Origin of the sequence: Pseudoalteromonas sp. 10-33 (assembly GCF_001469195.1) — a bacterium.
GTDB lineage: Bacteria > Pseudomonadota > Gammaproteobacteria > Enterobacterales > Alteromonadaceae > Pseudoalteromonas.
In genome coordinates, this window is the sequence record NZ_LOFI01000014.1 from 19471 (window position 1) to 40794 (window position 21324).

18 protein-coding genes are annotated in these 21324 nt (G+C 40.6%); 12 read left to right on the forward strand and 6 right to left on the reverse strand.

Annotation, left to right across the window (positions count from 1 at the left end):
* Positions 1-4: 4 nt before the first annotated feature.
* Positions 5-760, reverse strand: coding sequence for a HesA/MoeB/ThiF family protein (locus ATS76_RS10205; RefSeq protein ID WP_058552071.1), 756 nt, complete (start codon positions 758-760; stop codon positions 5-7).
* A gap of 285 nt (positions 761-1045) precedes the next feature.
* On the opposite strand from ATS76_RS10205, the gene ATS76_RS10210 reads away from it, so the two are divergent.
* From ATS76_RS10210 to ATS76_RS10265, 12 genes are all read left to right on the forward strand, one after another.
* The gene (locus tag ATS76_RS10210; protein ID WP_058552072.1) at positions 1046-2515 is read left to right on the forward strand and encodes a NarK family nitrate/nitrite MFS transporter; all 1470 of its coding nucleotides are present in this window, start codon (positions 1046-1048) and stop codon (positions 2513-2515) included.
* A 9-nt stretch (positions 2516-2524) separates the two neighbouring features.
* Positions 2525-4264: a bifunctional protein-serine/threonine kinase/phosphatase gene (locus ATS76_RS10215; protein ID WP_058552073.1), complete on the forward strand. Its 1740-nt coding sequence runs from the start codon at positions 2525-2527 to the stop codon at positions 4262-4264.
* 9 nt (positions 4265-4273) lie between these two features.
* Positions 4274-5467, forward strand: coding sequence for an alginate export family protein (locus tag ATS76_RS10220; protein WP_058552074.1), 1194 nt, complete (start codon positions 4274-4276; stop codon positions 5465-5467).
* A 227-nt stretch (positions 5468-5694) separates the two neighbouring features.
* Positions 5695-7221 (forward strand): FAD-dependent oxidoreductase, encoded by a 1527-nt coding sequence (locus tag ATS76_RS10225; RefSeq protein WP_058552075.1) that lies wholly within the window; start codon positions 5695-5697, stop codon positions 7219-7221.
* A gap of 21 nt (positions 7222-7242) precedes the next feature.
* Positions 7243-9933: a nitrate reductase gene (locus ATS76_RS10230; protein WP_058552076.1), complete on the forward strand. Its 2691-nt coding sequence runs from the start codon at positions 7243-7245 to the stop codon at positions 9931-9933.
* A 39-nt stretch (positions 9934-9972) separates the two neighbouring features.
* Entirely contained in the window at positions 9973-10944 is a 972-nt protein-coding gene (gene moaA / locus ATS76_RS10235) for a GTP 3',8-cyclase MoaA (protein ID WP_058552077.1), read from the forward strand.
* A gap of 1 nt (position 10945) precedes the next feature.
* On the forward strand, positions 10946-11572 hold the full coding sequence (locus ATS76_RS10240; protein ID WP_058552078.1) for a molybdenum cofactor guanylyltransferase: 627 nt from the start codon (positions 10946-10948) through the stop codon (positions 11570-11572).
* Positions 11569-12108 (forward strand): molybdenum cofactor biosynthesis protein B, encoded by a 540-nt coding sequence (moaB, locus tag ATS76_RS10245; protein WP_004587753.1) that lies wholly within the window; start codon positions 11569-11571, stop codon positions 12106-12108. The genes ATS76_RS10240 and moaB overlap by 4 nt, the downstream gene beginning before the upstream one ends.
* 1 nt (position 12109) lies before the next feature.
* Positions 12110-12580: a cyclic pyranopterin monophosphate synthase MoaC gene (gene moaC / locus ATS76_RS10250; RefSeq protein WP_058552079.1), complete on the forward strand. Its 471-nt coding sequence runs from the start codon at positions 12110-12112 to the stop codon at positions 12578-12580.
* On the forward strand, positions 12558-12851 hold the full coding sequence (locus ATS76_RS10255; RefSeq protein ID WP_058552080.1) for a MoaD/ThiS family protein: 294 nt from the start codon (positions 12558-12560) through the stop codon (positions 12849-12851). Before moaC ends, ATS76_RS10255 begins: the two co-directional genes overlap by 23 nt.
* Entirely contained in the window at positions 12851-13330 is a 480-nt protein-coding gene (gene moaE, locus ATS76_RS10260; protein ID WP_058552081.1) for a molybdopterin synthase catalytic subunit MoaE, read from the forward strand. The genes ATS76_RS10255 and moaE overlap by 1 nt, the downstream gene beginning before the upstream one ends.
* Entirely contained in the window at positions 13331-13975 is a 645-nt protein-coding gene (locus ATS76_RS10265) for an MOSC domain-containing protein (protein WP_058552082.1), read from the forward strand.
* Between the two features lie 72 nt (positions 13976-14047).
* On the opposite strand, the gene ATS76_RS10270 is transcribed toward ATS76_RS10265, so the two are convergent.
* From ATS76_RS10270 to ATS76_RS10290, 5 genes are all read right to left on the reverse strand, one after another.
* A complete protein-coding gene (locus ATS76_RS10270; RefSeq protein ID WP_058552083.1) occupies positions 14048-15307 on the reverse strand; it encodes a nitrate- and nitrite sensing domain-containing protein in 1260 nt (419 codons plus the stop codon).
* Between the two features lie 269 nt (positions 15308-15576).
* Positions 15577-16446, reverse strand: coding sequence for a uroporphyrinogen-III C-methyltransferase (gene cobA, locus ATS76_RS10275; RefSeq protein WP_058552084.1), 870 nt, complete (start codon positions 16444-16446; stop codon positions 15577-15579).
* Positions 16447-16456: 10 nt separating this feature from the next.
* Positions 16457-16810: a nitrite reductase small subunit NirD gene (nirD, locus tag ATS76_RS10280; RefSeq protein ID WP_058552085.1), complete on the reverse strand. Its 354-nt coding sequence runs from the start codon at positions 16808-16810 to the stop codon at positions 16457-16459.
* A complete protein-coding gene (gene nirB / locus ATS76_RS10285; RefSeq protein WP_058552086.1) occupies positions 16797-19373 on the reverse strand; it encodes a nitrite reductase large subunit NirB in 2577 nt (858 codons plus the stop codon). The genes nirD and nirB overlap by 14 nt, the downstream gene beginning before the upstream one ends.
* Positions 19374-19745: 372 nt before the next feature.
* Positions 19746-20908, reverse strand: a protein-coding gene (locus ATS76_RS10290) for an IS3 family transposase (RefSeq protein ID WP_152995639.1) whose coding sequence is annotated in 2 segments (ribosomal slippage) — positions 19746-20653 and positions 20653-20908 — 1164 coding nt in all. Because the reading frame shifts where the segments join, the coding sequence is not laid out codon by codon here.
* Between the last annotated feature and the right edge of the window lie 416 nt (positions 20909-21324).

The window sequence follows — 21324 nt, forward strand, 5'->3', positions numbered from 1 at the left end:
GTGATTAACTGCATGTAGGACACTGACTATTTTTAGTGATTTTAAAGCGGTTAAACTCCATGCTGAGCCCATCAACAAGCAGTAAATGCTCGCTTAACCCACTTGGTAGTCCGGCAAGCATTTTTAGCGCCTCAGTAGCTTGAATACTGCCAATTAACCCTACAATCGGCGAGAGTATCCCTGATTCTGAGCAGCTTTGTGTTTGTTCATTAAAAAACTGCGATAAGCACGCGTAGCAGTGGCTATTTTCCTGCATTGTAAAACAGGCAACTTGGCCTTCCATTCTAATTGCAGAGCCTGAAACGAGCGGTGTTTTTGTTTTATAACAGGCGTTATTGAGTAAGTTTCGTGTAGGCAAGTTATCAGAGCAATCAATGACTATATCAATATTACTTAATAGCTCGTCAAGCGTTGACTGCTCATCTAAAAATGCATCGATTGTATGTATACCTATTTCATCATTTAGACTCGCTAACTGTGCTTTAGCTGCGTGTGTTTTTAAGCTTCCCACATCTGTTTGTTTGTAAAGCACCTGCCTTTGCAAATTTGTAGTATCAACCACATCGTTATCTACAAGCGTTAATGTTCCCACACCTGAGGCAGCTAAGTACTGTGCAACCGGGCAGCCCAAACCACCTAAACCCACAATTAGTACATGCGACTGCCATATTTTTTCTTGCCCATCTATATCTAATTTAGGAAGCATTATGTGACGCGAGTAGCGAAGTTGCTGTTGGTAGGTTAGGGCAGGTTTAGTCATATAAAGCATCTCATTATTTTTTCACACAATACCAATATTTAGAATCTATGGGCAACAACGGGTTAAAAGTATTTGCACTGTTAATGCTCACATTCATTACCTTAACAGTGCAAATGAAAATTATAACGAATCAGAATAAACATAAACACATGATTTTTATAATAATAAATTATTGGCTCACTATTTGCTCAATGCGGTTAACGTGAAATTAACAAATGCAGCGGTGTAATTAATAATAAAGTTGTAATCGCTGTTAATAACTAAAACGTAACTAAGGAAAATAACATGCAACCGAGTTCTGGGTTTAATCTCATATCGTTTAGCGGAAAAATGAAAATACTTCACTTAAGCTGGATGGTATTTTTTATCTCATTTTTTGTATGGTTTAACCATGCGCCATTATTAGGTGCTATAGCGGGTTCGCTTGGCATCACTATGGCTCAAGTTAAAACACTCCTCATATTAAATGTGGCCTTAACTATTCCTGCACGTGTCGTGGTGGGTATGCTTACCGATAAATTTGGTCCACGTATTGTGTACGCAGCACTACTTATTGTGTGTAGTATTCCGTGTTTTATGTTTGCAATGGCAACAACGTTTGAGCAAGCAGCTATCGCCCGTTTTGCACTTGGCTTTATTGGTGCGGGTTTTGTTGTGGGCATTCGTATGGTGAGCGAATGGTTCCCGGCAAACGAGTTAGGTACAGCCGAAGGTATTTACGGAGGCTGGGGTAACTTTGGCTCTGCAGCCGCCGCTATGTTGTTACCAGTATTAGCGCTTATGTTTGGTGGAGAAGATGGCTGGCGTTATGCGGTCGGTGTAACAGGCGTACTAAGTGTAATATTTGGTATTATTTGGTACATAAACGTAACTGATACGCCTAAAGGCGGTACATACTTCAAGCCTAAAAAAGTAGGGGCAATGGAAGTAACCAGTAAAGGCGACTTTGTACTGCTGCTTATAATGAAACTACCTATGTACGGTGCATTGGCGTTACTTACATGGAAACTTTCGCCTACTGGCGCAAATTTACTTTCTGAAAATTTTGTAATGGGTACATACGCGTTTTTAGTGCTGCTTTATATTTACGAAGTGTATAAAACGTTTGATATTAACGGTCATATTTTTAAACAACCTGTTCCAGAATCACACCGTTACGACTTCAAGCAAGTTGCTGTTTTAAATATTCTTTATTTTACAACATTTGGCTCAGAGCTTGCCGTTGTATCTATGCTGCCATTATTTTTTATGGAAGTCTTTGGCCTTGATATGGTGTACGCAGGCTTACTTGCATCAGCCTATGCATTTATGAACTTAGCCTCTCGCCCTGGTGGTGGTTGGATCTCAGATAGAATGGGTCGTCGTAAAACGCTTATTGTACTTACCACGGGCTTAGCTGTAGGTTATTTTGTTATGGGCTTAGTTGACGCTAGCTGGCCACTTTGGCTTGCAGTTGCAGCTGCCATGGCGTGTTCGTTTTTTGTGCAAGCAGGGGAAGGCGCTGTATTTGCGGCTGTGCCGCTTATTAAACGCCGTTTAACTGGACAAATTGCAGGTATGACGGGAGCCTACGGTAATGTAGGGGCTGTTGTATATTTAACGGCGCTCTCGTTAGTTGATTACCAAACATTCTTTATGATTATTGCGGCAAGTGCATTGTTAGGTTTAGGTGCTTTGTTATTTATGAAAGAACCCGATGGCCATATCACAGAAGTAAACGAAGATGGCACCGTTGAACTTATTTCTGTGACTTAAGGCAACCTTATGTTTGATGAAACCCAAAAAGCCAGCGCACTTACAAACGAACTTAACGTTGAGTTTGGTGGGCACAGTAGCAAAGGTATAAAAACCGAAAACCAAGATGCGTTCGCAGCCCTAAATACTCATGCGCAAGAAAAAGAGACAAAAGGGATTATTGCCTGCTTGGCCGATGGGTGTTCATCAGCAAAAAATGCTAAACAAGCGTCACAGTTATCTGTAACGCACTTTATAAATGAGTATTTAAATACACCGCCAAGTTGGGCCGTTAAAAAGTCGGTATCTAAGGTATTGGCTAGTTTAAATCAGTGGTTGTATTCGCAATCGGTTAATTACAATCATCTTGGCCAGCGCCAAGCCGATTGGATGACCACGTTTACAGCGCTTATTTTAAAATCGGCGACGGGTTATATTTTTCATTTAGGTGATACCCGTATTACGCGTTTACGTGCAAAAAGTATGGAGGCGATAACACGCGACCATAAAGTAAACGATACCCTAACGCGGGCTTTAGGTGCACAGCTTCATCAAGAAATTGATGTATACGAAATTGAACTTAAAGCGGGTGATATTTATATACTTACTTGCGATGGTGTTCACGATGTGTTGCGATACAGTGATATACAAAAACTAATTAATGAGCATACTAATTTAGAGTACGCAGCAAAAGCAGTGACAGAGCTTGCGATAGCAAGAGGTAGTGACGACAACGTAAGCTGCTTATTTGTAAAAGTGAATAGTATTGCAAAACAAAATTTAGACGAGTTATATCACTCTTTGACGAGGCGAAAAATTCCGCCTCCGTTAAAGGTTGGCCAAAAAATTGATGACTTTACTGTTATCCGCGAATTACACGCCAGTAGCCGCTCGCATATTTATTTGGTGCAACAAACACCCGATACGCCGCCAGTTGTATTAAAAGCGCCTTCGGTAAATTTTGAAGACGATGTGCATTACCTTCAAGGCTTTATAAGAGAAGGCTGGGTGGGGCAGCGTATTAATCATCCCAATGTAATGAAGGTTTTAAATACGCAATCGCAAAGCCGGTTTTTATATCATATTTGCGAATACATGGATGGGCAAACACTGAGTGATTGGAAACATGATGTGCCGCATCCAGAAATTACCCAAGTGCGCAGTATTATTGAACAAATAGTACAAGCACTTAGAGCGTTTCAGCGTTTGGATATGGTGCATCGCGATTTAAAACTCGATAACGTGATGATAGACGCTCACGGCAAAGTAACATTAATCGATTACGGCACGGTAAGTGTTGCGGCAATGGATGAGTCGGTAAGGCAAATTGCTGATGATTGCCCGCAAGGAACGGTAGATTACACTGCACCAGAGACGCTTATTACTATGCACGCCGATTTTAAAAGTGATTTATTTTCACTAGGCGTTGTTGCGTACGAATTATTATGTTCAAAATTGCCGTATCAGCCACTCGCGCATAATCATGTACCAAAAGATTATAGTCACTGGCAATACACAAGTATTCGTAAACACAGAGCAGATATCCCGTTTTGGTTAGACCAGGCTTTAATGAAAGCATTGGCTCCGAAACCCGAATTTAGATACCACGCATTTTCTGAATTTATAAGCGATATCAATAAACCTAATCCACATTTAAAAAGTACCGCCCCAAAAGACTCAATAATGAAACGCGATCCGGTTTTAGTCTGGAAAAGTATTTCGTTGTGTTTATTTATAGCCTTGGTGTGTGTACTCATAATTAAAAATTAAGAGATAAACATGTTAAATTATAAAAAAAACTTACCTATTATTTTTATACTGGGTAGCTTAACTGCGCCTTCAATTAGTGTTGCAGCGCAAACCGATCTTAACTTTAGACTACGTTTTGAAAGCACAGAGCAAGATAACGCGTTAAAAGATGCAAGTAGCTTAACGCTGCGCACACGCCTTACTCATAAAACAGATGAGATGAATGGCTTTTCTGCACTTATTGAAGTTGAAGACAGCCGGAGCCTGTTAGGGATAGACGATTACAACAATACACTGGGTAAAAATACTAATTACTCAGTAATAGCCGATCCAGAATCCACAGAAGTTGATCAAGGTTTTATAAAATACGCGAAGGATGCGTTATCAATTAAAGTGGGGAGGCAAGTAATAGCGCTTGATGGACAACGGTTTGTGGGCCACGTTGGCTTTAGACAAGACAGGCAAACTTTTGATGCGGCAACAGTCAATTACACGTTTAATGATATTAACTTGCACTATAGCTACATAAGCAAGCGCAACCGTATATTTGCCGATAGCAAAGATATTGATTCATCAGATCACCTAATTAATGCAAGTTTTAAAACAAGCGTAGGTAAGGTGGTTTTATACAGTTACTTATTAAGTAACGACGCAGTAGATGATGACAGCTTAGATACCTATGGTGTTTCTTTTAATGGTAATAAAACGCTCAGCAATACTAAAGTTTACTACAAAGCAGAGTACGCCACGCAGTCTGCATCAACTAGCATGAGTGATTTTGACGCAGATTATTATGCGTTTGAAGGCGGTATTGATTTAGGTGGTTTAGGCATTAAAACCGTAACATTAAAAGCCGGTATAGAGTCGCTAGGTTCTGATAATGGCGATTATGGTTTTGCTACGCCACTTGCCACAATGCATAAATTTAATGGTTGGGCTGATACGTTCTTAGCAACCCCTGCACAAGGGCTTGATGACACTTATGTAAGCTTAAATGGTATAGCCTTTGACGGTAAATGGTTAGTGGCGTATCACAACTTTGATGCCGCTGATAGCGCCAATGGAGTTGATGATTTAGGCTCAGAGCTTAACGTGCAATACGTTAAGCCTATTAATAAAACCTATGCCGTAGGTGCTAAATATGCCGATTATTCAGCAGGTGATAGCGCTGCGGGCAAAGTTGATACCCAAAAGCTGTGGGTGTGGGTAAGCGCTAAATTTTAAGTATTTAACCTGAACTCTGGTTATTTCATTTAAAGCGTTACAAGTTGGTGCAATAGCGCCAGCTTGTGGTGCTTTCACTTCTTTTTTATTGCACCAATTTGGTTAAGTTACTGAAATATATTATTTATATATCTGGCTTGCATATTGCTATAACAACTAAATAACAAATTATACGTTTAAAGTACTTATTTATGCATTGAGTACTTTAAATCAAACAGGTGATTTTAATGCCAAGCAAGCAGCGTGTTGTCGTCGTAGGAAACGGAATGGTCGGGCATCATTTTGTACAGCAGCTAGTATCGCAACAAGGTGATAGCAAAAATGTTGATATTACCGTGCTCAGTGGTGAAGACCGCCTCGCTTATGACCGAGTACAACTCTCGTCATTTTTTAAAGGCAAAACCGAAGACGATTTAGCACTTACCTGCAGTAAAACCTATCAAGATTGGCAAGTGAGTTTTCATACTCATTCTAAAGTGGTTGATATAAACCGTGATACAAAAACGGTTACTACCTCAAAAGGCGAATCATTTGCGTACGACAAGCTAATACTGGCAACAGGCTCATTTGCATTTGTGCCACCCATTCCAGGTAAAGATCGTGAGCATTGTCTAGTTTACAGAACCATTAACGATTTACACGCTATAAAAAAATCAGCACAAGGTAGTAAAGTCGGTGTGGTTATTGGTGGTGGTTTATTAGGGCTAGAAGCTGCAAATGCGTTAAAACAGCTTGGCTTGCAAACCCATGTAATAGAATTTGCGCCACAACTTATGGGCGTACAAATAGATGGTGCTGGTGGGCGGTTACTAAAAAATAAAATTACCGAGCTCGGCGTTACAGTGCATACCTCAGTGGCTACCGAGCAAATTATTGAAGGTGAAAACAGCCGTTATAAAATGTGCTTTAAGGGGGGGCAAACCCTAGAAACCGACATGATTGTATTTTCAGCCGGCATTCGCCCATACGATAATTTAGCTCGCGAGTTTAATTTAGAATTAGGGGAGCGCGGCGGCATTGTAATAAACAACCATTGCCAAACGAGTGATAAAAACATATACGCAATAGGCGAATGCGCCCTTTGGAATAATTTTATTTTTGGCCTTGTAGCACCGGGCTACGCTATGGCAAAAGTAGCGGTGGGGCATGTTTTAAAACAGCTTTCTTCAAGTACAGCTTCAAACACACCTTTAAGCAACTATTCAAACAATACTGATGAATTTAGCGGCGCAGATATGAGCACCAAGCTTAAATTAATGGGTGTTGAAGTAGGCTCAATTGGTGATGCCCATGCACGCAGTGAAGGCGCAATTAGCTATTACTTTGAAGATCAGCCAAACGGTATTTACAAAAAAGTGGTCACTAATGAGCAAGGCAACAAACTTATAGGTGCTGTACTTGTTGGCGATACCAGCGAATACGATAACTTATTGCAGTATCACTTAAATAGTATAGAGCTTAGTGTGCCCGCAGAGTCTTTAATAATGCCGCTTGCAGGAGATACTGGTGAGCTAAGCGCTGATGATTTACCAAGTGATGCCATTATTTGTGCGTGCCACAAGGTTACAAAACACACCATTGAACACGCTGTTATGCAAGGCTGTAGCGATTTAAATGATGTGCAGCAAGCTACTAAAGCAAGTACTGGCTGTGGAGGCTGTGAAAAACTAGTACAAAGCGTTATTACTAGTGCACTCAATAATAAAATAGCCACGCTAACCCCTGTAGATGAACCTGTATCACAAAGCGCTTAACGCAAATAATAAGAGAGCAGTATGGAAACTTTAAACACATGTTCAAACACGCCTTTGCTTAAACAAACCACTTGCGCTTATTGTGGTGTAGGGTGCGGTGTTGATATTTCATTATTAAATAATACCCCAACAAAACTTGAAGGCACGCGCGAACACCCCGCTAATTTTGGCCGCTTGTGTGTTAAAGGCACGCACCTGCTTGACACCACCGACAGTGATAATCGCTTAACGTCGCCCCTTATTGATAATGAGCCTGCCAGTTGGGATGCTGCAACAAAATACGTTGCTAATAGATTTAACGCCATTATTAAAGAGCATGGGCCGGAATCGGTTGCATTTTATGTATCGGGGCAGTTACTCACTGAAGATTACTACGTTGCTAATAAATTAATGAAAGGCTACATAGGCTCAGGCAATATAGATACAAACTCAAGACTGTGTATGTCATCGGCGGTTGCCGGTTATAAACGTGCGTTTGGTGAGGACGTAGTGCCATGCACCTACGAAGATTTAGAGCAAACTGAGCTGCTTATTTTAATTGGCTCAAATGCAGCGTGGACTCATCCGGTACTATACCAGCGTATGGAGCGCGCAAAAAAGCTTAATCCAAACATGAAAGTAGTGGTTATCGACCCGCGAAAAACCGATACAGCCGAACTTGCCGATACCTTTTTAAATATAAAACCAGGCAGCGACGGAGCACTTTATAACGGCTTACTTAATTATTTAAGTGAACATAACTATTTAGATACGCAATTTATAAACGCGCATACAAACGGCTTTGAAACAGCGCTTGCAGAGGCGAAAAAGTGGAGTGTAAAAGCGGTAAGTGACTTTTGTGATATCGACGAGCAGCTAGTCAGTGACTTTTACGCCTTATTTGCAAAAAGTCCAACCGCCATTAGTTTTTATTCAATGGGTATTAACCAATCAAGCTCAGGGGTTGATAAGTGTAATGCGATTATAAATGCGCACTTAGCGTCGGGCAAATTGTTAAAACCTGGCTGTGGCCCGTTTTCAATAACTGGGCAACCTAATGCAATGGGTGGGCGTGAAGTAGGTGGCTTAGCAAATCAATTAGCAGCACATTTAGACATTGAAAACGAAGCGCATCAACAGTTAGTGCAGCGTTTTTGGCAATCACCAACAATAGCTAAAAAAGCAGGGTGTAATGCTATTGATATGTTTGATGGAATCGCCAAAGGAAAAATAAAAGCTATTTGGGTAATGGCAACCAACCCTATGGTGAGCCTGCCTAATAACGCAGCAATACAAAATGCACTTGAGCAATGTGAGCTGGTGGTTGTGTCTGACTGTATTGCCAAAAGTGATACGCTAAAATTTGCTAATGTGGCGTTTCCATCAACCGGATGGGGCGAAAAAAACGGCACAGTGACTAACTCAGAACGCAGAATATCAAGGCAACGCCCGCTAGTTGAGCCGTTCTCAGGGGCTAAAAACGATTGGCAAATAATGTGTTTAGTTGCCCAAAAAATGGGCTTTGAAGGATTTGATTTTACAGACCCGAGTGGTATTTTTGAAGAATGGGCACAACTTACTGATTTTGAAAATAACGGTGATAGGCTATTAAATTTATCAGCGTTAGTAGGGCTTTCGCAGCAGCAATACGATAACTTAAAACCCGTTATGTGGCCGGTACTAAAAAATGAGCCATATAAAAACGGGCAAGTTTTTGCTAATAAACAATTTAGCACCGCAGATAAAAAAGCCCGCTTTATACCTATAACGCCCAAACTTCCTGTGCAGCAAACATCAAGCGATTACCCTTTTGTAATGAACTCAGGGCGAATACGCGACCAATGGCATACAATGAGCCGCACCGGAAAAAGTACAGCGCTTTCTACTCATATAACCCGCCCATACATTGAAATAAACCCCATTGATGCCACTAGACTAAATATAAAAGCAAACGATTTAATAACTGCCAATGCTAAAACTGGGCAGGTTACAGCTCATGCAAAAGTAACGGATGCCGTGCGTAAAGGTGAGTGTTTTATGCCTATTCACTGGAACAAGCAATTTGCCTCATCCGCTACGGTAAGTGTGCTTTATCAATCGGTTGTTGACCCTATTTCGGGCCAAGCTGAATGCAAACATGGTGCAGTTGATTTAGTTAAAGCGCAGTTTGCTCAATACATGCAACTTTTTAGCAAAACAGAGCTTAAAATAAACAGTGATTTTTGGGTTAAAGTTAACGCAAGTAATTGTGTTAACTACCAATTAGCACTTAATGAGGCACAAGATGACTTACTTTATTATTGCCAAACCCTTACAGGGTTACAAGGGCAGTGGTCGGCAATGGGCAGTGCAAAAGCAATGCATATCCAATGTATTCAAAACGAGCAGTTAGTGTTTGTTGCGGTTGTTTCGTCAGCTCAAAAAGACATATCACTTGAGTGGATAAATCATTTATTTGCAGAGCCTTTAATAACCTTTAGCCAATTACAGTCATTGCTGTATGCCACCCCCGATGAAGAGTTTACCCAAGGCGCACAAGTATGTAGTTGCTTTAAAGTACGTGAGCAGCCCATTATAAATGCTATTAAAAGTGGTGCAAATACAGTGGATCAATTGGGGTCTAAATTAAAATGCGGCACTAACTGTGGTTCGTGTAAAACGCAGTTAAGTCAATTAATAAAGCAACATGGTACAAAAAACGCTAACAGTATTGATGTTGCGGTTGTCATTTAAAGTGCTATTTAAAAAATAACATAAACACCAAGGAAGCATATGCTTAATGATCAATTTGGTCGGCAGTTTAACTATTTGCGCCTCTCAATTACCGATGTGTGTAACTTTAGTTGCAGCTATTGTTTACCAAACGGGTATCAGTGCGATACCCCGCGTAACTTTTTAAATAAAAGCGAAATAAACACCTTAGTAAATGCGTTTGCGCGACTTGGCACAAAAAAAGTGCGTATTACAGGCGGCGAACCATGCTTACGAAACGACGTAACCGATATTATAAAGCTATGTAAAAACACCCCTGGCATAGAAAAAGTAGCCATAACAACGAATGGTTTTAACTTATTTAATAAAATTGATGAGTTTTACAATGCTGGCTTAGATGCGCTAAACATTAGTATTGATAGCTTAAACCCGAGCATGTTTAAATTAATCACAGGACACGACAAGCTAACCCATATTTTAAAAGGGATAGACCGAGCAATTGAGCTGGGCATAAAAGATATAAAAATAAATGCAGTGCTGGCTAAGCAGTTTAATAAAAACCAATTGAAGGACTTTTTAGACTGGGTGAAACATAAAAAAGTAACTGTACGCTTTATCGAATTAATGGAAACAGGCAATGGTGCCGCCTTTTTTGAACAAAATCATTTAAGTGGGCAAAGTGTTAAAACGCAGCTTTTAGCGCAAGGTTGGTTACAGGTAGTTAGAGGTAAATTAAATGGTCCCGCAGAGGAGTTTTGTCACCCCGATTTTGAGGGCCGCATTGGCTTAATTATGCCCTACAGTAAAGATTTTTGTAAAAGCTGTAACCGATTAAGAGTATCGTCATTAGGTAAATTACATTTGTGCTTGTTTGCCGAGCAAGGTATTGACTTACGCCCGCATTTAAATGCGCAAGATACGCCAGCCACTGTAAACGCAATACAAGCTGCAATGGGCAATAAAACAATCAGCCATGAGCTTGATAAGCGCTTAACGGGCGCCACAACCCATTTAGCTATGTTGGGCGGCTAAAGTGAGCAATAAAGCCGTGTTTACGGGGGTTGTACTCGCCGGAGGGCAATCATCCAGAATGGGCAGCGATAAAGCCACTCTCATTTTAAAAAATAAAACATTACTGCAAAATGCCTGTGAATTATTAACAGCAACAGGGGCAAGTAATGTACTGATAAGCCGCAATGTACAAAGTGCTACTGCGCAATACATACCAGACATATACCCTGATTCTGGCCCGCTAGGGGGGATTTATTCAACCTTAATGGCAACAGAGCAAGATATACTTGTAACCGCTGTTGATATGCCATTACTTACTTGCACTTTATTATCGCAAATTGCATCTGCAGCAAGCGATAATTCCCACTTTCAAACAAATCAGCCACAAATACATGCGTGGCACTTTGAAAATGAACCGTTACCCCTGTATATTCGTAACACCCAAAGCGTTAAACGTCATTTAAAACAATTACTCATAAACGCAAATAGTCATAAATCAATTAAACAGTTTACCCTTAGTATTGGTGTGCAAAGGCTAAAATGTAATACAGCGCACGCACTTGTTAATACCAATACACCGGCGCAATTTAAAGCTGTTAACGAGCAATTTGACCAACACAAACCTAATTTATTGAGAAGAACCCTATGAGCCATACCACTGAGTCACAAATCGCACTAAACATTGCCGTAATGACAGTAAGCGATACACGCGATGAAATTACGGATACCTCAGGCCATTATTTAATTAAAGCCCTTACTGAAGCGGGCCATCACTTAGCTGATAAAGACATAGTTAAAGATGATGTTTACCAAATGCGAGCAGTCGCCTCACAGTGGATTGCCGATGACACCATTCACGCTATTTTAGTAACCGGTGGTACGGGTTTTACCGAGCGCGACTCAACACCAGAGGCATTTGCACCGTTGTTTGATAAAAGCGTAGATGGATTTGGAGAGCTATTTAGACATATTTCGTACGGCGAAATTGGTAACTCAACTATTCAATCGCGTGCGCTGGCGGGTCTTGCTAATAACACCGTTATTTTTTGTATGCCAGGCTCTACGGGGGCATGTAAAACAGCTTGGACAGGTATTATAAAAGATCAGTTAGACTCAATGCACAAGCCATGTAACTTTGCCCCGCATATTACAATTGGTAAAAAATGCGAATCACGAGAGCAATAATATGCTGAGCCACGTAGATGAAAATGGCCAAGCAAACATGGTTGATGTATCGCTAAAAGAGGTTACTTTGCGCGATGCATCTGCCGAGGCCTACATTAAAATGAGCAAACACGCTTTTGAGCAAGTGTTGCTTAATCAAAATAAAAAAGGTGACGTGTTAGGCGTTGCCCGCATTGCAGGTATTCAGGGCGCCAAAAAGTGCGCCGATTTAATTCCGCTTTGTCATCCGCTGGCACTGAGTAAAGTGGCTGTTGATTTTGAACTTGATGAAGCACATAGCCAAATTAAAGTCACCAGCTACTGTAAATTGGCAGGCAAAACGGGCGTTGAAATGGAAGCACTCACCGCTGTATCTGTGGCTAGCCTTACACTATTTGATATGTGTAAAGCCGCCGATCCGCTTATGGAAATACACGGTATGCGTGTAACGCAAAAAGCAGGAGGCAAGCATGGCAGCTGGCAGCGAGACTAATTTAAATAATACTGATGCAGGGCATGTAAATGTACTGTTTTTTGGCCAACTTAAAGAGCGGCTAAAGTGCGATAAGTTAACCGTTGATATAGCGCACACCCTTAGTATTGCTGCGCTAAAACATATGCTGGTTGAGCTAAACCCGCAGTGGCAGGCGTGGCTTGAAGAGCGTGATGTATTGTGTGCACTTAATCAAACTATGTCATCAAGCGATGAGCTTGTAAAAGCAGGGGATGAACTTGCTTTTTTCCCACCCGTGACAGGTGGCTAATGAGTATAAACATTAAAGTACAAACGCAGGATTTTTCAGTAGGCGAGCAACATGGCGCACTTTGCAGTGATAACAAAAGTGATGGTGCCGTAGTGACGTTTACAGGGCTTGTGCGAGAATTTAGTAGCGGCGATAACGTAATTGCACTCGAGCTTGAACACTACCCAGGTATGACTGAGCAATTACTGCAATCGATAGCTGAGCAAGCGCAAACACGCTGGCAACTTGCTCGCATAAGCATTATTCATCGAGTTGGTTATTTAGCCCTTGGCGAGCAAATTGTATTTGTTGGCGTAACCTCTCGCCACCGCCAAGCTGCCTTTGAAGGCGCACAATTTATAATGGACTACTTAAAAAACCACGCCACATTTTGGAAAAAAGAGCATTTTAAAGACTCATCAAACTGGGTTGAGTTTAAACAAAGCGATAAGCAAGCACTGGATAAATGGCAAAATATCGAACAGGATGCAATTAAGTAAATGCATATAATCTCTACCAATACCTCTAAAATAAAAACGGTTGCTCATAACGGCAAAGCCATTAAAACCGGTATTTTTAAAACGCCAACCAATGAGCCTGTTGTTATTGAAAAGCTACATATAATAGGTGATGAACAAGCCGATTTAGTCAATCACGGCGGTATTGATAAAGCAGTATATGCATTTTCGCACAATCATTATGATTACTGGCGGCGCACCCTTGAGAATGATGATTTAGCAGTAGGTGCCTTTGGCGAAAACTTTACAATTTCAGAGCTTGATGAAGCTAATATTCATATAGGCGATCGTATTCGTATAGGTACTGCGCTGCTTGAAGTAAGTCAGCCTCGTGTGCCGTGCTTTAAATTGGCTATTGCACTTAATAATAAACAAAGCCTAAAACTGTTTACTCAGTATTACCACACGGGTGTTTATTTTAGAGTGCTTGAGCAAGGTATTGCTAAAACAGGGGATGCAGTTACTATTGAACAGAAAGCTGAGCATAACATTTCAGTAAAAACCTTGTTTCAGGCGTTTTTTGATAAACACTACCCAGATTATGAAAGCATATTATTAGCCGCACTTGAACTACCCGAGCTTGCGCTTGAGTGGCAAGCTAAAATTAAAAAAAAGCTGTTTACTTAGGTATAAGGCAATTTTAATATTCCTGGCTGTGGTTAATCGCTAGTCAATCCCATTTATTTCTTTAACTAGTCTCTAATGAGCATTACTAAGTTCAACTATTTTGTTGGCGACCGCATAAAGTGAACTATGTGAATCCATAGCTTGTTTTTGAAGTTGCTTGTGGGCATGCTCTTCACTTATTTTTAGTTGCTCTATTAAAATATATTTTGCTTGATGAATCACTTTTTGTTCGTTAATGACTTGCTTTGCATCAACCAGTGCCTGATTAATTTGTTTAATATGCTGGCTTTGCTCCAAAATTAAGTCGTACATGGTTTTATTACTATTAAGCTTGCTCGCTGCCGTATTAATTGGTTCATGATTTGTAACTGCCAATTGTCCGTCATTTGCAGGCATATATTGTTGCTCTAAGGTATTGAGTATTTGTTTGTTGGAATTTAATTTTCGTTGAGCGCATGCAATTTGCATTGCTGCAGAGTCGATTAAATGATCGCTAATGTTTTGCTCTATTTTATGCATAATATCAATACGCGTTGTGGTTACTTCGTACCACACTTCGCTAAGCTGCGACAAAGGCTGTGTATTGTCGTCATCAAGTTTTTGTAACAAACTTCTTAGTTGATCTACTTGCTTATTTACCGGGTGCTCTATCAAAGTGTTATAGCATTTAAGTAAATGGTCGTCTGCGTACTCATAAAAAAACGAAAAACGATGACTTTGCTCTTGAACAAAGTGAGCAAGTTGCATTTTTTGATCTTGTGTAAATTTACTCGCAGCAAACGCTTGTGCTCCGCAGGCGCGCTCTTGGCCAGCGTATTCTTTACCTTGCATAAAATTAAAATATGCAACTAATACGCGAGTCACATGCGGATCGCTTGCGCCATCAGCAGCTTCTAAAATAATATTTAACAAACTGGCTATAAGTTGCGTAAATGATTGAGTTGCGTGCACAGGTGTTACGTTTTGTTTACCAATTTGATAGCGTAAAGCGGGCAGCACGTCTAGTGCCTGTAAACTGTAAGTAATTAAATTATATAACCTTGAATGACCTTGGTCTGCATTATTCGTTATATAGGTTGTTTTTAGAGAGTCGTAAAAGGTTTCTTGTGCGATTTGTGTAATGGGTCTTTGCTGTGTTAGCTCATTGCTAAAACGTGAGCTTTTTGAGGCTAAAAATATGTTGCTCATAGCACGTTCTTTTTGTAACTGGTGCACAAAATCACCTAGTTTAGTGAGCGAGGAACAGCTATTTTGTAGCTGCTTTAAAGCATGAATTTCTTGGTACTTTGCCGCGAGTAAAAACTGTTTTGTGAGAGGATTGCTTGTTTGCATAGGTTTGTTCCGCACTTTTTTGTTTTTGAAGTGCAACCCTTGTTCCAATCATGAATAAAATTAACTATTGAATTTAAAATCAATCTAAAACAGCCGCTTGTGTTTATATTTATATTTTAAAGGTATTTCTCATTTTATTTTAGGTACGCATAAATCCCCTTTTTGGTGCATAAAAAAGGAATATTGCACTGCTAATATTGTACATAAAAAGCACGCTTACCCCTGGGGAGGAAATAAGCGCGAAGAGTGCATTATGTATTAAATCTTCGTTACGTATTAACCGTTAGAGCTAAAAGCTCTGGGCTAATAGCCATTTTATGATTTATAACTTCTCCAATAATTATAAGAGTAGGGCCTTGCAGGTTATGACTAAGGTGATCATTTACTACTTTTTTTAATGTGCTGGTGATCACTTTTTGCTTACTTGTTGTGGCGTTTTCTATAAGTGATACTGGCGTAGTACTTGGCCAATTTACCGACTGAAGGCCGTTACTCAGCTCTTTTAATCGTCCTAAGCCCATATAAACCACTAAAGTTGGATTATTGTTACCTTGCACAAAGGCGTAATTGCTCCAGCTTGGCAGTTTTTTAGGATCTGCAAATTGGGCAGTTAAAAACGTGACGCTTCGCGCTACATCACGTGCTGTGAGCGGAATGCCTGTATATGCAGAGGTCGCACATGCAGTGGTAACGCCAGGTACAATCGCAAAGCTAATATTATGCTTTGTGAGCGCATCGGCTTCTTCGTTTATACGTGCAAATATACTCGGATCGCCTCCTTTTAAACGTACTACGTTTAACCCTTGTTGAGCATATTTAACGAGTAGGGCGCAAATATTGGCTTGTGTCATTGAATGCATACCCGCTCGTTTGCCTACAAATACACGCTGCGCTTTTTTAGGTAATGTTTTTAGTAAATCTTCGCTCACAAGCCAGTCATATAAAACGACGTCGGCTGTGTGTATTAAACGCTGCGCTTTTACGGTAATTAGCTCTGCATCGCCAGGGCCAGCACCAACAATATAAACATGGCCGTTTTTGCCCCCTTTGCGATTAAGCTTAACGCCATTGGTAAGTTTATTTACAAATTTGTTTAGCCAACCATTTTCAATACCCGAAAAATAAGAAAGCACGCTCATAATAATCTCCTTAAGCAACCGCTTTAATTACTTTCGGCTCGGCGCTTATAAGTACGTTACCGTCTTCAATTTTTGCATCAAAAACCGGTAAATGTATTGCTTCAGCTTCTAGGCACTCGCCCGTTGCTAAACAAAAATGCTGTTTATATAACGGCGAAGCCACAACCAGTTTTTCATTTATAGAGCCAATAATACCGCGCGATAATACGTTCGCTTTTCCAATTGGGTCGTAGTTACTAATGGCAAACACGCTTTCTTTACTTTGTGGTACATAAAAAATGGCCACTTGCTGATTATTAACTAATGCGCATACACCACTGTTAGCAACTAGGTCGTCGATTGTTCCAATATTATGCCAAGACATCAGCTTGCTCCTCTTCAAGTTCCATTACTGGAATACGGTTTTGAGTAATTAGTTGTTCGCGTTTTTCAGCGTCTGTAGCTGGGCGAATTTGATTACGCTCTTGTACAAATAAAATATTGTCATCGGGATTAGGGCTATTAACAAACTGGCGAAAACGCTTAGAAGCTTCAGGGCTTTCTACTGCTTTTTTCCACTCACATGCATATGTTTGAGTAATAAGCTCCATTTGTTCTTCAAGCTCTTGGCAAATACCTAAGCTGTCGTCTATTACTACACTTTTAAGGTAGTCTAGGCCGCCTTCAAGGTTTTCCATCCATACAGACGTACGCTGTAATTTGTCGGCGGTTTTTATGTAAAACATTAAAACGCGGTCTATGTATTTAATAAGAGTGGTTGTATCTAAATCGGTAGCAAATAAATCGGCGTGACGAGGGCGCATTCCGCCATTACCACACACATATAGGTTCCAACCGTTTTCAGTGGCAATAATACCTATATCTTTACTTTGTGCCTCGGCGCATTCGCGGGTACAACCCGACACGGCCATTTTAAATTTATGCGGTGAGCGTAACCCTTTATAGCGGTTTTCAATTTCTATGGCGTGGCCAACACTGTCTTGTACACCATAACGACACCACGTACTTCCCACACATGACTTAACCGTTCTAAGAGACTTACCATAAGCGTGACCTGTCTCAAAGCCAGCTTCAATGAGTCTTCCCCAAATAACGGGCAGCTCTTCTAAACGTGCACCAAATAAATCGATGCGCTGTCCGCCGGTCACTTTACAATAAAGGTTAAAGTCTTTTGCTACTTGGCCAATTACAATGAGTTTGTCGGGCGTTATTTCGCCGCCAGCAATACGCGGTACTACAGAGTACGAGCCGTCTTTTTGCATGTTAGCAAGGTAAGTGTCGTTAGTATCTTGCAGGCCAACATGGGCGGGTTCTAAAATAAAGTCATTCCATGTTGAGGCTAAAATAGAAGCGATAGCAGGTTTACAAATTTCACAGCCGTGCTGTCCACTGCCGTGTTTAGCTAATAAATCATCAAAGGTTTTAATGCTTTCTACTTTAACCATATGCAGCAGCTCTTGGCGAGAATACGCGAAGTGCTCGCACACATGGTTGTTTACTTCAACACCACGACTCGCTAACTCATCATCGACTACCGATTTAAGTAAAGCGGCACAGCCACCACAGCCACTGGCCGCTTTTGTGCACGATTTAACCGCGGCTAAATCGCATGAGCCACCATCAATAGCACCCACAATGTCGCCTTTACTCACGTTATGACACGAACAAATGGTGGCTGTATCGGGTAGGGCGCTGCCCGCTAGTGAAGGTGCGCCAGCGCTGTCTGGTAAAATTAAACACTCAGGATGTTCTGGTAAGTCCATGTCGTTTAACATGTACTGAAGTAGCGTATCGTAATCACTAGTATCGCCAACAAGTACTGCACCAAGCAGCTTATCGCCGGTTTCATTTAGAATGATTTTTTTATAGCAGTCTCTAATTGGATCTTGGTAAATAAGCTCTTTGCAGTTGGGTGTTTTTGCATGAGCGTCGCCAATAGATCCTACTTCAACACCGAGCAGTTTTAACTTAGTGCTCATATCGGCACCTGAAAATTCAAGTTCGCCGCCACTTAGCTGGCTTGCTGCAACGCGGGCCATGTTGTAGCCAGGTGCCACTAAACCAAATAGTTTTTTGTCCCACAAGGCACATTCGCCAATAGCTAAAATATCAGGGTCTGAGGTTTGGCACTGGTTATTAATAATAATGCCACCGCGCTCTCCGAGTTCTAACTCAGCCACTTTACCCAGTTGATCATAAGGGCGAATACCCGCAGAGAACAAAATTAAGTCGGTTTCTAAAAACGTACCGTCTGAAAAGTTAAGTCTAAAGCGGCTACTTTCACCTTTAACTATTTCGCTGGTTGCTTTTGAGGTATGAACAGTAACGCCAAGTTTTTCTATTTTATTTTTTAATAGCGTGCCGCCTTGCTCGTCGAGTTGGACCGCCATAAGTTGCGGTGCAAACTCAACAACATGTGTATCAAGCCCTAATTGTTTAATGGCGTTTGCGGCTTCAAGCCCTAATAATCCCCCCCCAATTACTACACCACTTTTACTCGCTGCGGCACTGGCTTTTATTTGCTCTAAATCCTCTAGGGTGCGATAAACCAAGCAATGGGGTTGATCGTTTCCCTTAATTGGCGGTACAAACGGGAACGAGCCCGTAGCAAGTATAAGTTTGTCGTACGGGTATTGATCGCCAGTTTGAGTAGTTACTACTTTATTTACTCTATCAATGCCTTCAACCCACTGTTTAGTATGCACATTAATATTAAGTTGTTGATAGTTATCTAAAGTTGTAAGTGCTAAATCGGCGGCTGTTTTGCCATCAAACACGCTTGATAAATAAACGCGGTCGTATGCAAGATTTGCTTCTCCACAAAGTACTGTAATATTTGCTTTGTCATCGCTTTGGCGCATTTGCTCAACAAAATGATGTCCGACCATACCATTGCCGATAATGAGTATTTTTTGCGAGGTTTGCATTAGGCATTCCTTAATGTGACGGTTTAAATGTTAAAAACAAAAAAAGCCCGCCACAGATACAAGTTCATGTAACTGCGAGCGGGCTTCTTTGCCTGTGGTCATAACAACCTAAATGTATGCCGTTAAAATAACGGGCTTGTATTTTATTAAAGCAATAACCTAGCCATAAAATTAAGTTGCTGATTAATAAGGTTATTAATGTTTATTTTAAATAGTAGAATCTAATAAAGTACTTTTTTGGTGCAGGGTTTGTATTAATTAGTGCAGTTTAAATGAATTTGGGACTAATAATGCACAAGTTACTTAATAGAGGACCGTATAGGTGGGAGTTTGAAGGTTAAGCTAAAACTACGTTGCATACAGCTGTTGTGGTCAACTAATTCCGGACAGTAAATTAAGTTTTTCTTCTGCTATAGCAGGGGCAACCATTTGGTTGTGGCTATGTGGCCTGCGCCAGTTATAATAATTCATTAAATAATAGCTAATATCTTTTTCAGCTTCTTGGTAATTACTATAACCTAACGAAGGAACCCATTCCGTTTTTAAGCTTCTAAATAGGCGCTTCATCGGGGCATTATCCCAGCAATTTCCTCGGCGGCTCATACTTTGTTCTATACGGTAACGCCACAGCCTTTGTTGAAACCTTTTTGCGCTGTACTGACTGCCTTGGTCTGAATGAAATATAAGCCCAAGTGGCTTGCCTCGTTGCTCGTATGCTCTATCTAATGCTTTAATAACTAAGTCAGTATCAGGCTTATCTGACATTGCCCAGCCAACCACACGACGAGCAAATAAGTCGATAATAACAGCTAGATAAGACCATTTATTACCTGTCCAAATATACGTAATATCCCCACACCAAACTTGGTTTGGGCCATCAACGTCAAACTCACGGTTAAGTATGTTTGGAATATCTAGCCGCTCCACCGTCGCTAATTTATATGAATGAGGCCCTGGTTGTTTGCATACCAATCCCAAGTCACGCATGATGCGGAGTACCTTAAAGATACCAATAGGTAAGCCAGCGTGGTTTAGCATCGCCACTAATGTGCGGCTACCAGCAGCTCCACGACTGAGTGAGAATAACTCACTAATCGTTGACCTAAGCTGCACCTCTTCAAGCTTAATTGATGCCACACGCTGCTTAAAATCATAATAACTAGAACGCGGAACATCAAACACGCTACAGACCATTTCTAAAGACTCATGCTCACTTAAATGGCCTATCAACGAATATTGTTCATCTCGTCTGACATTAAGAGAGCGGTAGCCTTTTTTAAAATTGTTTTTTCTCTTTCAAGTCGATTAATTTTAGCTTCAAGCTCCTGAATTTTAAGCTGTTCAGGAGTAAGAGCTTTAGAGTTTGGTGTTGTGCCACCACGCTCATCTTGTAATTGTTTAACCCAGCGACGAAGAGCTGTTTCACCGACTTCTAGTGAGCGAGCAGCTTCAGGGAATGAGTATCCTTCATCAAGGACTAATTTTGCTGAATCAAGTTTAAACTCTTGAGAAAAAGAGCGACGTTGTTTTGTCATAGAACACCTCAGTTTGAGTGGTAATAATACCACCTAAATTGGTGTCCGGTTTCATTGAATCACAACAAGCACACATTACATGAGTGATAAGAACCCAAATTAGGGCTAGTGATTACAGATTTTATCAGTAAGTTATTGATTATTTATATAGACAAAAAGAGTAATCAAAGCTAAATGAAAACTAACGCCCAGAATAATAATTGGTATGACTTTATTTGACTTACCTTTTTTAAAACTAGCAAAATCCTTAAATTGCATTTTATAACTACCAAAAGTGACTCCCTTTAGCACGAGGCAGCCGGTTGAATAAAATAAAAAACCAAAGGCCGTATCAATTATTAGCCATAAAAACATATCGAACATAATGCTCATATTAATTCCTTATATCACGTTGAGTTTTAGATTAAATCGCAAAG

Excerpts from the sequence above, each read along its gene's own strand:
- moaC (WP_058552079.1), top strand. The coding sequence starts at position 12,110 with ATGCTGAGCCACGTAGATGAAAATGGCCAAGCAAACATGGTTGATGTA.
- ATS76_RS10255 (WP_058552080.1), top strand. The coding sequence starts at position 12,558 with ATGGCAGCTGGCAGCGAGACTAATTTAAATAATACTGATGCAGGGCAT.
- ATS76_RS10210 (WP_058552072.1), top strand. The coding sequence starts at position 1,046 with ATGCAACCGAGTTCTGGGTTTAATCTCATATCGTTTAGCGGAAAAATG.
- ATS76_RS10270 (WP_058552083.1), bottom strand. The coding sequence starts at position 15,307 with ATGCAAACAAGCAATCCTCTCACAAAACAGTTTTTACTCGCGGCAAAG.
- moaA (WP_058552077.1), top strand. The coding sequence starts at position 9,973 with ATGCTTAATGATCAATTTGGTCGGCAGTTTAACTATTTGCGCCTCTCA.
- ATS76_RS10215 (WP_058552073.1), top strand. The coding sequence starts at position 2,525 with ATGTTTGATGAAACCCAAAAAGCCAGCGCACTTACAAACGAACTTAAC.
- moaB (WP_004587753.1), top strand. The coding sequence starts at position 11,569 with ATGAGCCATACCACTGAGTCACAAATCGCACTAAACATTGCCGTAATG.
- ATS76_RS10220 (WP_058552074.1), top strand. The coding sequence starts at position 4,274 with ATGTTAAATTATAAAAAAAACTTACCTATTATTTTTATACTGGGTAGC.
- ATS76_RS10265 (WP_058552082.1), top strand. The coding sequence starts at position 13,331 with ATGCATATAATCTCTACCAATACCTCTAAAATAAAAACGGTTGCTCAT.
- cobA (WP_058552084.1), bottom strand. The coding sequence starts at position 16,446 with ATGAGCGTGCTTTCTTATTTTTCGGGTATTGAAAATGGTTGGCTAAAC.
- ATS76_RS10230 (WP_058552076.1), top strand. The coding sequence starts at position 7,243 with ATGGAAACTTTAAACACATGTTCAAACACGCCTTTGCTTAAACAAACC.
- moaE (WP_058552081.1), top strand. The coding sequence starts at position 12,851 with ATGAGTATAAACATTAAAGTACAAACGCAGGATTTTTCAGTAGGCGAG.
- nirD (WP_058552085.1), bottom strand. The coding sequence starts at position 16,810 with ATGTCTTGGCATAATATTGGAACAATCGACGACCTAGTTGCTAACAGT.
- ATS76_RS10225 (WP_058552075.1), top strand. The coding sequence starts at position 5,695 with ATGCCAAGCAAGCAGCGTGTTGTCGTCGTAGGAAACGGAATGGTCGGG.
- nirB (WP_058552086.1), bottom strand. The coding sequence starts at position 19,373 with ATGCAAACCTCGCAAAAAATACTCATTATCGGCAATGGTATGGTCGGA.
- ATS76_RS10205 (WP_058552071.1), bottom strand. The coding sequence starts at position 760 with ATGACTAAACCTGCCCTAACCTACCAACAGCAACTTCGCTACTCGCGT.